Source organism: Staphylococcus lugdunensis (assembly GCF_001558775.1).
Lineage (GTDB): Bacteria > Bacillota > Bacilli > Staphylococcales > Staphylococcaceae > Staphylococcus > Staphylococcus lugdunensis.
The window spans coordinates 1,043,359-1,056,429 of the sequence record NZ_CP014022.1 but is presented as its reverse complement, the minus strand read 5'-3'; the positions used below and the strand labels follow the sequence as shown (position 1 = coordinate 1,056,429).

General features: G+C 33.3%; 14 protein-coding genes. 11 read left to right on the top strand and 3 right to left on the bottom strand.

Features of this window, described 5'->3' with window-relative positions:
* Positions 1 to 70: 70 nt before the first annotated feature.
* On the bottom strand, positions 71 to 511 hold the full coding sequence (gene mgrA, locus AL499_RS04995; RefSeq protein WP_002459784.1) for a global transcriptional regulator MgrA: 441 nt from the start codon (positions 509 to 511) through the stop codon (positions 71 to 73).
* Positions 512 to 735: 224 nt separating this feature from the next.
* Here mgrA and AL499_RS04990 point away from each other — a divergent pair, with 224 nt between their 5' ends.
* From AL499_RS04990 to AL499_RS04970, 6 genes are all read left to right on the top strand, one after another.
* Positions 736 to 1,668, top strand: a complete 933-nt coding sequence (locus AL499_RS04990) for a CobW family GTP-binding protein (RefSeq protein WP_037540845.1) — start codon at positions 736 to 738, stop codon at positions 1,666 to 1,668.
* A 107-nt stretch (positions 1,669 to 1,775) separates the two neighbouring features.
* A complete protein-coding gene (locus AL499_RS12490) occupies positions 1,776 to 1,877 on the top strand; it encodes a type I toxin-antitoxin system Fst family toxin (protein ID WP_014533356.1) in 102 nt (33 codons plus the stop codon).
* A 387-nt stretch (positions 1,878 to 2,264) separates the two neighbouring features.
* Positions 2,265 to 2,561 carry a hypothetical protein gene (locus AL499_RS04985; RefSeq protein ID WP_002479378.1) on the top strand — a complete coding sequence of 99 codons (297 nt, stop codon included), beginning with the start codon at positions 2,265 to 2,267 and terminating at the stop codon, positions 2,559 to 2,561.
* A 247-nt stretch (positions 2,562 to 2,808) separates the two neighbouring features.
* Positions 2,809 to 3,750: a malate dehydrogenase gene (mdh, locus tag AL499_RS04980; protein ID WP_172412357.1), complete on the top strand. Its 942-nt coding sequence runs from the start codon at positions 2,809 to 2,811 to the stop codon at positions 3,748 to 3,750.
* A 121-nt stretch (positions 3,751 to 3,871) separates the two neighbouring features.
* On the top strand, positions 3,872 to 5,419 hold the full coding sequence (locus AL499_RS04975; protein WP_002492993.1) for an SLC13 family permease: 1,548 nt from the start codon (positions 3,872 to 3,874) through the stop codon (positions 5,417 to 5,419).
* A 153-nt stretch (positions 5,420 to 5,572) separates the two neighbouring features.
* Positions 5,573 to 6,955, top strand: a complete 1,383-nt coding sequence (locus AL499_RS04970; protein WP_002492973.1) for a cryptochrome/photolyase family protein — start codon at positions 5,573 to 5,575, stop codon at positions 6,953 to 6,955.
* Between the two features lie 92 nt (positions 6,956 to 7,047).
* On the opposite strand, the gene AL499_RS12730 is transcribed toward AL499_RS04970, so the two are convergent.
* Together AL499_RS12730 and AL499_RS04960 are read right to left on the bottom strand one after the other, a co-directional pair.
* On the bottom strand, positions 7,048 to 7,326 hold the full coding sequence (locus tag AL499_RS12730) for a hypothetical protein (RefSeq protein ID WP_002479374.1): 279 nt from the start codon (positions 7,324 to 7,326) through the stop codon (positions 7,048 to 7,050).
* A complete protein-coding gene (locus tag AL499_RS04960; protein ID WP_002493005.1) occupies positions 7,323 to 7,940 on the bottom strand; it encodes a DUF1361 domain-containing protein in 618 nt (205 codons plus the stop codon). The genes AL499_RS12730 and AL499_RS04960 overlap by 4 nt, the downstream gene beginning before the upstream one ends.
* Positions 7,941 to 8,212: 272 nt before the next feature.
* Between AL499_RS04960 and norA the strand changes: the two genes are divergently transcribed.
* The 5 genes from norA (at position 8,213) to pfkB (ending at position 13,066) form a co-directional block, all read left to right on the top strand.
* Positions 8,213 to 9,379 carry a multidrug efflux MFS transporter NorA gene (norA, locus tag AL499_RS04955; protein ID WP_002479373.1) on the top strand — a complete coding sequence of 389 codons (1,167 nt, stop codon included), beginning with the start codon at positions 8,213 to 8,215 and terminating at the stop codon, positions 9,377 to 9,379.
* Between the two features lie 710 nt (positions 9,380 to 10,089).
* On the top strand, positions 10,090 to 10,527 hold the full coding sequence (locus AL499_RS04950; RefSeq protein ID WP_002493002.1) for a hypothetical protein: 438 nt from the start codon (positions 10,090 to 10,092) through the stop codon (positions 10,525 to 10,527).
* Between the two features lie 110 nt (positions 10,528 to 10,637).
* Positions 10,638 to 11,129 (top strand): Cys-tRNA(Pro) deacylase, encoded by a 492-nt coding sequence (ybaK, locus tag AL499_RS04945; RefSeq protein ID WP_002459774.1) that lies wholly within the window; start codon positions 10,638 to 10,640, stop codon positions 11,127 to 11,129.
* 258 nt (positions 11,130 to 11,387) lie between these two features.
* A complete protein-coding gene (locus AL499_RS04940) occupies positions 11,388 to 12,149 on the top strand; it encodes a DeoR/GlpR family DNA-binding transcription regulator (protein ID WP_002492945.1) in 762 nt (253 codons plus the stop codon).
* Positions 12,146 to 13,066 (top strand): 1-phosphofructokinase, encoded by a 921-nt coding sequence (gene pfkB, locus AL499_RS04935; protein ID WP_002459772.1) that lies wholly within the window; start codon positions 12,146 to 12,148, stop codon positions 13,064 to 13,066. The genes AL499_RS04940 and pfkB overlap by 4 nt, the downstream gene beginning before the upstream one ends.
* Positions 13,067 to 13,071 lie beyond the last annotated feature (5 nt).

The following is a 13,071-nucleotide window of genomic DNA, read 5'->3' as shown; positions in this document are numbered from 1 at the left end:
ATTTTATTTAAAGATTTCGTTTAAAAAAATAACAGTTACAACTTTAATTCACATGACGCTGATACTATAATTATTCTTTGTTTTCAGTAAATGCGTTAATAACTTTACCTAGAAGACGGTTCAGTTCTTGTGCTTCATCTGCACTAAGCGATGAAGCGGTTGCCACTTTAGAAGAAGCATCTTTAAGATCAGGTTTGATGCCTTCACTTTTTTCTGTCAAGTGTATAAAGACCTCACGTTGATCAACTTCAGAACGTTCACGTTTGATTAAATCAACGTGTTCCATTCGTTTAAGAAGTGGTGAAACTGTTCCAGTATCTAATGCTAATTCAGTAACGACTTTTTTAACATTTACTGGTGACTCATCCCACAATATACTTAATACTAGAAATTGTGGGTAAGTAAGGTTGTACTTTTTAAAGACTTTGTTTGAGTAGTAGCGATTTACTTGTCTTTGAGCATTGTACAAACTAAAACATAGCTGCTCTTTTAAATTGTGATGTTCAGACATTAAAGTTCTCCTCCAGACATTCTATCCGTTTTCTCTTTTTCGGATTAAATCCCGTTAGTGTTGTGCAAAATATATTTATTGACACATTTCATTTCAATGTCATGATAAAATTAAAGTATGACTAAAGTTTAGAAGAAAACACACGTATAATCAAGTATAAACATAAATTTTTATATATTCATTATCATTTACTTAGAAATTTTAAATAGAAAAGAGAATAAAAATTGAAAAAACATAATTGCAGAAACACATATATTTCTATAGTTTCCGGGTTTTTAGGTAGTGGTAAAACCACTTTTCTACAAGAGTATATGCAATATTTATTAAAAACTGATGAGAAAATCACAATTATTATGAACGAATTTGGTACTTTTGACGTTGACAGTTTAACATTCAATAATGAGGTTGCCATAAATGCTTTAGTTAATGGTTGTGTTTGTTGTGATTTAAAAGCAGATTTAGTAGCGCAGTTAAAAAATATTATTGCGGATGGTCAAACAACACACATCATTATTGAGGCAACTGGAATTGCACATCCTTTAGAAATCATGATGGCATGTCAGGATCCTGAAGTGATTCATTTAATTAGTGAAGTTAAGATGATAGGGATTTTAGATGCTTCTCGATTTCTTCATAGACATCGTTATTCATTGACAACGGTAGAGTTAATGGAAGAACAATTGGCCTATAGTTCAACGATTATTATCAATAAAATGGATTTAATTAATGATCAGGAGCAGAAAAAACTGAGCGCTGAGTTAACCCAAATTAATCTGCAAGCAACCACATGCTACACTACGTTTGGTCAATTAGATATCACTACATTTAATAATATTAAGCATGTTGATAATATAAAGTCACCAGCTAAGCATGCACATCATCATGGCATTAAGAGCATGCAGTATACATTTAGTGGACCAATAGATAGACAATTATTTTATCAATTTATATTAAAGTTACCGCAAAATGTTTTTCGTTTGAAAGGTTTTGTCCGTTTTAGAGACTGTGCTGATGTGATTTATGAGTTTCAATATGCACATGGATTACCTAGTTATGGTGAGGTAGACAAAGAGGTACCACTTACAATAGTTATCATTGGTGAACATATTGATGTTGAACGTTTGCGCAATAATCTCGATATGCTTCAATTTACATGACATGGCATATCAGAAGTGAGATATCTTTACAAATACATAGATGATATAATAATAAAGTCGCCTACCTCTCAGGCGTCAAATGTCGACGCAGGGAGGAGGTGTTGCCCATGATGGAAATCCTTGTTCACATCACAACCACAGTTATTAGTGGTTGTATTGTTGCGTTATTTACGTATTGGCTACGTACGCGTAACAATAAGAAAAAATAGGCGACGCATAGCCAACGCCTAAAAAATCCCCTCACTATCGCAAGTAGTGAGGGGATTGGTGTTTCCATGTGGAAATCCTTGTTAACCATATTATAACACTGTGGCTTGGGAAAATGCAAAGTATGCAATGTCGTATATTAGAACGACACATATTAACGTTGTGACATAAAATAATTGTTCGATGAAGTTTGTGTTGTTTAAATGAATACTACTTTTTCGTTCTTGTAATGATTTAATTATAATTGCTTCTAAATAAATTAAGTTAAAATAAAGTGTTGCTATTTACGAGCAGAATTTAAAGTAACTCATTTATGTTGTTGTAGTGTGGATTTTGACATAAAATTATATGTAAGAAAACTTTTTCGTTTTAAGCAGGAGGTAAAGTTAATGAATAATGAAGATTTTAAACAAAAGCAGCTTAACTTTGAATTTAGATTTATTATGATTCCTTATCTCATATTTGCAGTAATTATTTTATTATCAAATATTTTTTACTCTCAAATTATTATTACAATGACTTTTTTTGGTTTGTTTTTTGCCTATAATTTAGGGTTATTATTTGTAGCGTTTGTTAGACACTTTAAACGTACATTAATATTAACAGCAATACTGACTTTATTGTCTGGAGCAGCTTTCTTTACAATTATTTATGTTTTTGGTTTGCACCATCAGATATTTGGATAAATAAAAGATGATATATGCTTGAAACATTATAAAAGTTTCATATAATAATGAATAAGCGCTTAAACATTCTATCTGGTGTGTATCTAAAATCTTAATGAAATAGTATTAATAGATGCACCCAGACAGAAGTATTTTAATTGTATTTATAAGCAATTATGTAAGCGGTTTCTACAAATGATTTTGTATGCAAAATACGTATATGCATTAAAATTTTTATAAAATAATATAAAAGGAGCGAAACCATATGATAAACAGAAATAAAATATCAGTCATTGGTGCAGGAAATACAGGTGCAACACTAGCTTTCTTATTAGCACAAAAAGAGGTTGGAGATGTCGTTATTGTTGACCAGCCTAAATTCGAAGGTATGTCAAAAGGAAAAGCGCTAGATATTCAAGAAAGTGGACCAATATTAGGGTTTAATAGTGTTGTGACTGGAACGTCAAATTATGAGGATATTTCAGATTCAGATATTGTCATTATTACTGCAGGTGTACCAAGAAAACCTGGTATGAGTCGTGATGACTTAGTTCAAATTAATGAAAGTATTATGGAAGATATTTCTCAACAAATTGTCCGCTATTGTCCAAAAGCATTTGTTATTGTCTTAACCAATCCGGTTGATGCGATGACTTATACCGTGCTGCAATCCACTGGTTTTGAAAAAAACCAAGTAATGGGGCAGTCAGGCATTTTAGATACGGCAAGATACAAAACATTCATAGCCGAAGCATTACATCTATCCGTACAGGATATTACTGGGCTTGTACTTGGAGGTCATGGTAATACTATGGTTCCTATCGTATCGTCTACTCAAGTAAACGGTGTACCTATTACCGAGCTACTATCACCTTCAGAACTAGAATATATTATCCAACGTACAAGAGATGGTGGTGCTGAAATTGTAAATTTATTAGGCAATGGTTCAGCATATTATGCACCGGCTGCTGCGTTATACGAAATGGTCATAGCTATTTTAAAAGATCAAAAACGTGTTCTTCCAACTATTGCATTTTTAGATGGGGAGTATGGCTATCGTGATATTTGCCTTGGCGTCCCAACCGTACTTGGCAAACAAGGCGTCGAACGAGTTATAGAACTTAAATTATCAGAATCAGAGCAAGAACAACTCGATTTATCTGCAGATGCAGTTATGAAAGTTAAACAATCATTAAAACAAGCTAAATAATATTGCTTATTTGTAATAATCTAAAAAGTGTGAAAATTGTGTGTTATTTGCAAATTTTCACGTCATTATTGTTGTTTAGTTGTTATACTAAAAATGAAAAATAAGCAAAGGGTGAAATATGATGGAGAAAGGGAGTCAAGATATACCACACACACGCAAAAAAGAAAAGACAAAGGGATACAAACCTATTTGGATTGTTATTAGCTTTATTGCTTTAATTGTCATTTTGTTATTACCAACACCAACAGGATTACCAGTAATGGCTAAAGGTGCCTTAGCTATTTTAGCCTTTGCTGTTATTATGTGGGTGACAGAAGCAGTGATTTACCCAGTTTCTGCAACGTTAATTTTAGGATTAATTATTTTAATAATGGGATTTAGTCCAGTACAGGATTTAGCGAAGCATTTAGGAAACCCTAAAGCAGGCGAGGCTATCTTAACTGGTAATGACTTGTTAGGAACTGGTAATGCTTTAACTCAAGCATTTAGTGGGTTTTCATCTTCAGCTGTAGCTTTAGTTGCTGCTGCACTTTTTTTAGCTGCAGCTATGCAAGAAACTAATTTGCATAAACGTCTCGCTTTACTCGTATTATCAATTGTTGGAAATAAAACGCGTAACATAGTTATTGGTGCTATTTTAGTATCCATTTTATTAGCGTTTTTTGTACCATCTGCAACTGCACGTGCAGGTGCGGTTGTGCCAATTTTATTAGGTATGATTGCAGCATTTAAAGTTTCTAAAGACAGTCGTTTAGCAGCGTTATTAATTATTACTTCGGTACAAGCAGTTTCCATTTGGAATATTGGTATTAAAACGGCTGCGGCACAAAATATCGTTGCCATCAATTTTATCAATCAAAGTTTGGGACACGATGTTTCATGGGGCGAATGGTTTTTATTTGCAGCGCCTTGGTCAATACTTATGTCGATAGCGTTATTTTTCATTATGATGAAAGTAATGCCACCTGAACATAATGCTATTGAGGGTGGTAAAGACTTGATTAAACAGCAGTTAACAGATTTAGGCCCTGTTTCAGCACGTGAATGGCGATTAATCGTTATTTCTATCTTATTGTTATTATTCTGGTCAACAGAAAAAGTGGTACATCCTATTGACTCAGCTTCAATTACAGTTGTCGCATTAGGTGTTATGCTTATGCCTAAAGTTGGTGTTATAAAGTGGGATGGTGTAGTAAAAACAATTCCATGGGGGACGATTATTGTCTTTGGAGTTGGTATATCACTTGGTAATGTATTGTTGAAGACTGGTGCAGCTCAGTGGTTAAGTGATAAGACATTTGGATTACTTGGGCTTGAATCAATGCCATTGATTGCGACGATTGCTTTGATAACATTGTTTAATATCTTAATTCATCTGGGTTTTGCTAGTGCGACCAGCTTATCTTCTGCGCTGATTCCAGTATTCATCTCATTGACATCAACGCTACATTTAGGAGATCAAGCTATTGGATTTGTACTTATTCAACAATTTGTTATCAGCTTTGGTTTCTTGTTGCCGGTAAGTGCACCTCAAAATATGTTGGCATATGGTACAGGGACATTTACAGTTAAGGATTTCTTGAAAACTGGTGTACTGCTGACTATTGTAGGTTATATTTTGATTGTAATTTTTAGTATGACTTACTGGAATTGGTTAGGGCTAATATAGGAAAATGTTAAATATATCAATAGAATAATCAATTGAACGATTTCGGGCACAAAACCTAGTGGATTTTGTGTCCGAAATCGTCCATCTTTATCATGCTTGTTGTTAGACGAGATGGGGTAATAAAATATCAAAGTTAAAGTGAGGTGATGTAGTTTGAATATCGCTTTAGTATTAAATAGAGTATTCAGATTAGAACAAAATCCAATGTTTGAGTACTTAAATCATAATCAAGCAGATATCGAACGATGTTACTGTGTGATTCCCTTAGAATTATTTGAAGATGAAGCACCATTAAAACGGACATTTTACCATCAGGCAGTTACTCAGTTTATACAACAACTGATTGAGATAGGAATTAAGCCCTTTGTGTTTCCATATACAGCGTTTGCTTCATTTTGTGAACAGAAAGAAATCGACACGGTAGTATTTCCAAGCGATATTATGAGTTTTCACAATTGTGAATGCGATATTTTACATGTTAAATCTGAGATACAAGCGCAAAAAATAGCAATCGTTAATGTACGTGCAAATCATTATTTTCAACCTAGTCGCACGTTAAATCAGGAAGGACAACCATATAAGGTATTCACCAGCTTCTACAAAGCAAATCGCCCTCAATTGAGACAACGAAGACGTTATCCTTATCAACTTGATAAATTAAAGCAACAAATCATCAATGCTGATAATACATCAGTTGAAAAAGTGACTGAGTATATAAATATTGGGGAGGCCAAAAGCCAGCAACAATGGCAAGCATTTTTAAATAATAATATTGAGCATTATCAATATTATAGAGAGTACTTACCAGAAACACTGACAAGTCAGTTGAGCATTGCACTTGCATATGGCTTCCTAGATATTAATGAGATCATGCGCCAGTTACTTGAACGTTATCATGATAATGAGGAAAATTATGAGGCCTTTATTCGTGAACTATTATTCAGGGAATTTTATTATGTTTTAATGGTTTATTATCCAGAAACGGCACATACATCATTTAACGATAAATATAAACATATAACTTGGTCAGAAAATCAATCAGATTTTAATGCATGGAAAGAGGGACGAACAGGCTATCCAATTATCGATGCTGCGATGCATGAGTTAAAACAAACAGGTTTTATGCACAATCGAATGCGTATGGTAACGGCTCAATTTCTAACTAAAGAGTTATTTATAGATTGGACATGGGGAGAAAATTATTTTAAAAATTTATTGATAGATTATGACGCTGCTTCTAATGTGCATGGATGGCAATGGTCAGCATCTACTGGTACAGATGCCGTGCCATACTTTAGAATGTTTAATCCGATTCGTCAAAGTGAGCGGTTTGATAAAAAAGGTTTATACATTAAAACATACTTGCCCCAATGGGCTAATGTACCTGCCAGCTATGTTCATGAACCGTGGAAACATGCGCAAACACTAAAAGATTATGGCATAGATTTAGGAACAAACTATCCGTGGCCTATCGTTGATCATCAACAAGCCAGAGCCCACGTGATGGAACAGTTTAAAAAACAAGCAGACAAATAACAACCACAACCATATAACCCGGGGCCCCATTAAAGAGTAATGCGCCAAGCATTACCATTAATGGGAGGATACATTGTCCACTTTTTCTATTTCTAAGCAATTAAAAATAAACATATATATAGCATTATAAATTCAAAAAATGTGGCAATATATAGATATTTCAACCGTAATTTAGTACGGTATGGGACTTCCCAATGTGGATATCGGCGTTCAAAATAGCATAATTGCATTAAGAATACACCAATGCCAAATGGAAGGCAGGTTAACAGCAAACTTAATGACAGTTTAAATCCGATTGAATGAAAGAAATGGCCAACGATTAGTTGCAAAATAATAATGCTAATTATTAAAAGAATGATATTAAAACTCATTGTGTATGACGCACTCCTTTCGCAAATATAAATAAAGTAGCTTGTAACACAACCATTAATAAGATGAAGATGAGTGATTTACCACTAAGTGAGCTCACTACATTTTCTATAATTTTAAAAGGTTGGTTAATCAGAAAAACGGAATGAAAGCGTAAGAAACGTCCGATATATATTCCTAATCCACTCAGAAACATTACTACAGCCACAAGGATAATATTTATCCATTGGTGAGAAGTAAAGTAATACAATTCCAAATAAATTAAGGTCATACAATAGAGTGCGAAGAAGACACCTAATAATAAATAGGTGAAGAAAATCCATTCCATTAAATTTAATGTTAAATAAAAGTTAAAGGTAAATTGATTAAGGTGAATTAAATCAGTCACCATATAAAAGGTATTTGGTACCATGAGTAAGAAAATTAAGCTAAAAATAATAAATAATGGCCATTCAATTACTTTTTTCGGTTTGAACAGCTTTAATAGTAAACATAATTCAAAAGGAATATATGCTAAAAATATATTGAGTGTCATAAACTCAAATATACGTGATTCAAATAATGAAATTACAATCAAGATTATAAAATAAATTCTGGCAATATACCGTCCCTGCATAATATACACTACTTTCGTATCAAACTTATCGTTCATTAAAATAATTGTATAGGTTAATAATCATACAGCTTTCATGCTAAATTTATCAAATTAAAAGGAGTTTTCAAATTAAATATTTATGTCGATTATTAACGGTATGTAATAAGTTTTAAAACACCGTTATTGCGAAAAAACATTTATTTGGTATAGAATGTCATAATATTGAATTTTTAATTTTTAGGGAAATGAAAATGTAGGGTAAAAATTAAATTAGTACAAAAGAGGTGAAGTGATTGAAAAAGCAATTATTCATATTATATTTTAATATTTTTCTAATTTTTGTTGGTATTGGCCTTGTCATCCCAGTATTACCTGTTTATTTGGAAGATTTAGGTTTAAAGGGACGTGATTTAGGAGTTCTAGTTGCTGCCTTTGCACTTGCGCAAATGGTTATATCTCCTGCTGGGGGCGCTATGGCTGATAAATTAGGGAAAAAATTAATAATCTGTATTGGCCTTATTTTATTTGCAGTTTCTGAGTTTTTATTTGCTGTTGGACATACTTTTGTCACGCTTATCATTTCAAGAATACTTGGTGGTTTCAGTGCTGGAATGGTCATGCCAGGAGTGAATGGTTTAATTGCAGATATTTCACCTTCAAAAGATAAAGCGCGTAACTTTGGCTATATGTCGGCTATTATTAATTCTGGCTTTATTCTTGGGCCTGGATTAGGTGGATTTCTAGCTGAATTCTCACATCGCTTGCCATTTTATTTTGCCGGAAGTTTAGGCATTATTGCTTTTATAATGTCATTCATTTTAATTCATAGTCCAAAACAACAAACAACAGACGGGTTCCATCATACATTACAACCTGAAGTATTTACTAAAATTGATTGGAAAGTCTTTTTAACTCCTATTTTATTAACGTTGATTTTAGCGTTTGGCTTATCATCTTTTGAAACGTTATTTTCTTTATATACATCATATAAAGCACATTACACACCAGCTGATATTTCTATTGCGATTGTGGGTGGAGGAATATTTGGCGCTATCTTCCAAATCTTTTTCTTTGATAAATTTATATCATATATGTCTGAATTAACTTTTATAGTTTGGGCACTTTTATATTCAGCAATTGTCTTATTTACATTAATCTTGGCAAATGGTTATTGGACCATTATGATTATTAGTTTTATTGTTTTCATTGGTTTTGACTTAATTCGTCCTGCTATTACAAATTATTTTTCTAATATTGCAGGAAATCGTCAAGGTTTTGCTGGAGGATTAAACTCAACGTTTACAAGTATGGGTAATTTTGTCGGACCACTTGTTGCTGGTGCATTGTTTGATATAAATATTGAGTATCCATTATACATGGCTATTGCAGTAATGGTATTGGGTATTGTTCTAATTTTTATAGAAAAAGGCTTGCGCAAACATTTATCAAAAGCTCAATAAAAAAATCTTTAACTTAATAGATGAATTAAAAAATGTTTAACAGTCTGGAACATAAATTCCAAAACAATAGGGCGCGGGACAGAATTCATAATGAATTCGAAGTTCCGCCCCGGCAAGGTTGGCTAGGATTGAAAAAAGCTTGCTATCATCCTATTTTCAATCCAGTCAACTACTGCCAATATAGAACTCAGAGCCTAAAATATAATTATTTCCCAGACTGTTTTTATATACAATAGTTTGTATGATTGGATCACTTGCTTAGAGGATAGTTTTAGTCATCCTAGCTCACTTTGTTAGGAAAAACTGGTTTAGTCAGGGACCGCCTCAACTTGCATTACTTGGTGAATTTCTTGTCGGAATTCTCTTTGTTGGGGCCCCAGCTTATCTTGTTCTCTAAAGTGTCTTGTCTTCAATACGTAATAACATGTGATTTTACATTGAAGTTCTTTTAATAAATAAGGCACTTTCGCATCATTATAGTAGACTTCACTAGATTAAATGAACCATGCGCTTTAAGTGTTTCATCATTAAAGTAAGTTAGACATTAGATTTAGGTTACAATACATAGTGATTTTGTAACATTTGCATCCTTTGAATGATGATTATGTTACAAAGATTACAGTTGGTTTAAATTGTATTATACACAATATATTTTGCGGTTTTTTATGTTAAGATGAATAAAAATTAAGTGAAGAAATGTGGGTAAGGAGATGAAACTGAAGAATCTTTTTTTAAGTGCTGTCGCAGTGTTGTTAACGATATGTTTGTTATTTCTATTGTTTATTGCTACAAATGAACAAGCTTTGGCTAAAGTCCATCAAACAATATCAACATTTTCAAAGATAAATAAAGTATCAGCTATTGAAAATGTAGTTAAAGTGAACCATCTTACAGCACATGCATCTGAAAGAACTAATAAACAACAGACACAAAGTTTAACGATAGAAGCTAACCAGCCACACAAATATACAGATCAAGAATGCAAAGTGATTGCTTCTAACTATGCGCAACAAAAGCAACAAGTTGAATCACATATGACGAAGATAGAAGAGACAAGTCGAGATGTGACTTATTCTGGCACACAACACGATAACAATATTAAAATTAACAAAAATGGCAAAGTAGAAAACGATAAGAATACACATTAGCACCGGATGATTGAGATAATCGAAGGTGTTTTTGTTTTGTTTGTATTTGAATCATTGTGCTTACTCAGCGTAAAATAAATTTGAATGAAGACAATGAGGTGACACGAATAATGAAGAAGAAAAAAGCAACTAAAACAAATGCAATGCGTATGTTGGATCAAGCAGGTGTAGATTATAAAGTGAATACGTATGAAATTGGTGAAGAACATGTTGACGGTGTCCATATTGCACAACTTGTTCATGCGCCCGTTGAACAAGTATATAAAACACTGGTCCTAGAAAATGCGAATCACGATCATTTTGTATTTGTCATACCGGTTGATACTACACTGGACTTAAAACAGGCAGCACATGTAGTTCAAGAAAAGAAATTAAACTTAATGCCACTTGAACAGTTAAAAAAAGTTACAGGATATATTCGTGGTGGTTGTTCACCTATAGGCATGAAACATTTATTCCCAACGACTATAGATGAGTCAGCACTGCAACAAGAATCGATATACGTTAGTGGCGGGCATCGAGGTGCTCAAATTATTGTAGGTGTCAAAGATTTAATAAACCTTACGAAAGCCAAAACCGCTAATATCATTCAGCATGGATAATTTCAACAGCATAGTGAAAAGACACTTAGACCAAGATTACGAAATAAATTTAAATGAATAATAGTATTAAACTTCTTACGAACTGCTAAGTGCTTCAAAAGCATTTTGCGGTTTTTATTTTGATGTGTGAACATATTATTAAAAAATGGTTTTTGTGACAAAACTGCGAATTGTGATTGTTTTTGACAGTTTTTGATAACTTTTGATTGAAAAATGTAAGCGCGAACATTATAATGTGAAGTGAAATGAGGTGAGGCAATGATAACTGAAAAACGATATGATTTAATCCTCCAAGAATTGAATAAGAAAGACTTTTTATCACTCCAAGAACTAATAAATCGTATTGGATGTAGTGCTTCGACAATAAGACGTGATTTATCGAAACTACAACAGATGGGCAAACTTCAACGGGTTCATGGTGGTGCAACCATTGTACATAACAGGGTGTTGGAACCAATATTGTCAGATAAGCTTGCAACGAATTTAACAGAGAAAAAAGAAATTGCACAGTATGCTGCAGCTTTGATTCAAGATCGAGAATACATTTTCTTAGATGCGGGATCTTCAACGATAGAAATGATTCCATTCATTACAGCGAAAGACATTGTTGTAGTTACAAATGGTTTAACGCATGTTGAAAAGTTGTTAGCAAAAGGTATCAAAACGCTTATGGTTGGTGGAGAAGTTAAAGATACAACATTAGCTACGGTGGGTGCCTCAGCATTAGAGATAGTTAGACGCTATTGTTTTGATAAAGCATTTTTAGGCATGAATGGTATTGATTTAAAGCATGGATTAACAACTCCAGACGAAAAAGAAGCATTAATCAAAGAAATGGCGATTCAACGTTCAAATGAGTCATTTGTCTTGGTAGACCATTCGAAGTTTAAACAAGTCTATTTTGCAAGGATTAATGACGATGATGCAGATGTGACCATTTTAACGTCAAAAGAAGCGTTAACAGAACCATCATTGGCACAATTTCAAGAACGTTATCATATTTTAGGAGGTTTGTCATGATTTATACGGTTACTTTTAATCCCTCTATAGATTACATTATGTTTACTGATGGATTTGAATTAAGTGGACTAAATAGAGCGACGACAACACATAAATTTGCTGGGGGTAAAGGTATTAATGTTTCTAGAGTGCTAAGCACATTAGAAATACCTTCAACGGCGTTAGGTTTTACTGGTGGATTTCCAGGTGAATTTATAAAAGATACGCTCGCAGCTAATGAGATTTATACGGATTTTATTACTGTAGATGAAGATACACGTATTAACGTTAAATTGAAATCTGGTCAAGAAACTGAAATAAATGCACCAGGTCCCAATATTAGTAAACAACAATTCGAAGCATTGCTTAATCGAATTAAGCGAACAACGTCAGAAGATGTTGTTGTTATAGCTGGTAGTGTGCCACAAAGTATTCCAAGTGATGCCTATGCACAAATTGCACGAATTACTCAAGAAACAGGTGCACAGCTTGTTGTAGATGCTGAAAAGGATTTGGTTAATACGATATTACCATTTCAACCTTTATTTATTAAACCAAATAAAGATGAGCTTGAAGAGATGTTTGATATCACGATTCAAAATGATATGGATGTCGTTTATTATGGTCGTAAAATATTAGAACAAGGTGCTCAGTCAGTAATCATAACATTGGGTGGCGATGGTGCTATATATATCGATCAACAGCAAAGTATTAAGGCACAAAACCCTCAAGGTAAGGTTATTAATACGGTAGGTTCTGGAGATAGTACAGTAGCTGGTATGGTAGCTGGTTTAACTTCAGGATTGTCAATTCAAGAAGCATTTAAACAAGCCGTTGCAGCAGGAACTGCTACAGCATTTAATGATGACTTAGCCACACGAGACGATATAGAAAAAATTAAAGATCAAGTTACAATGACAGTACTTGATGGGGAGTGATATTG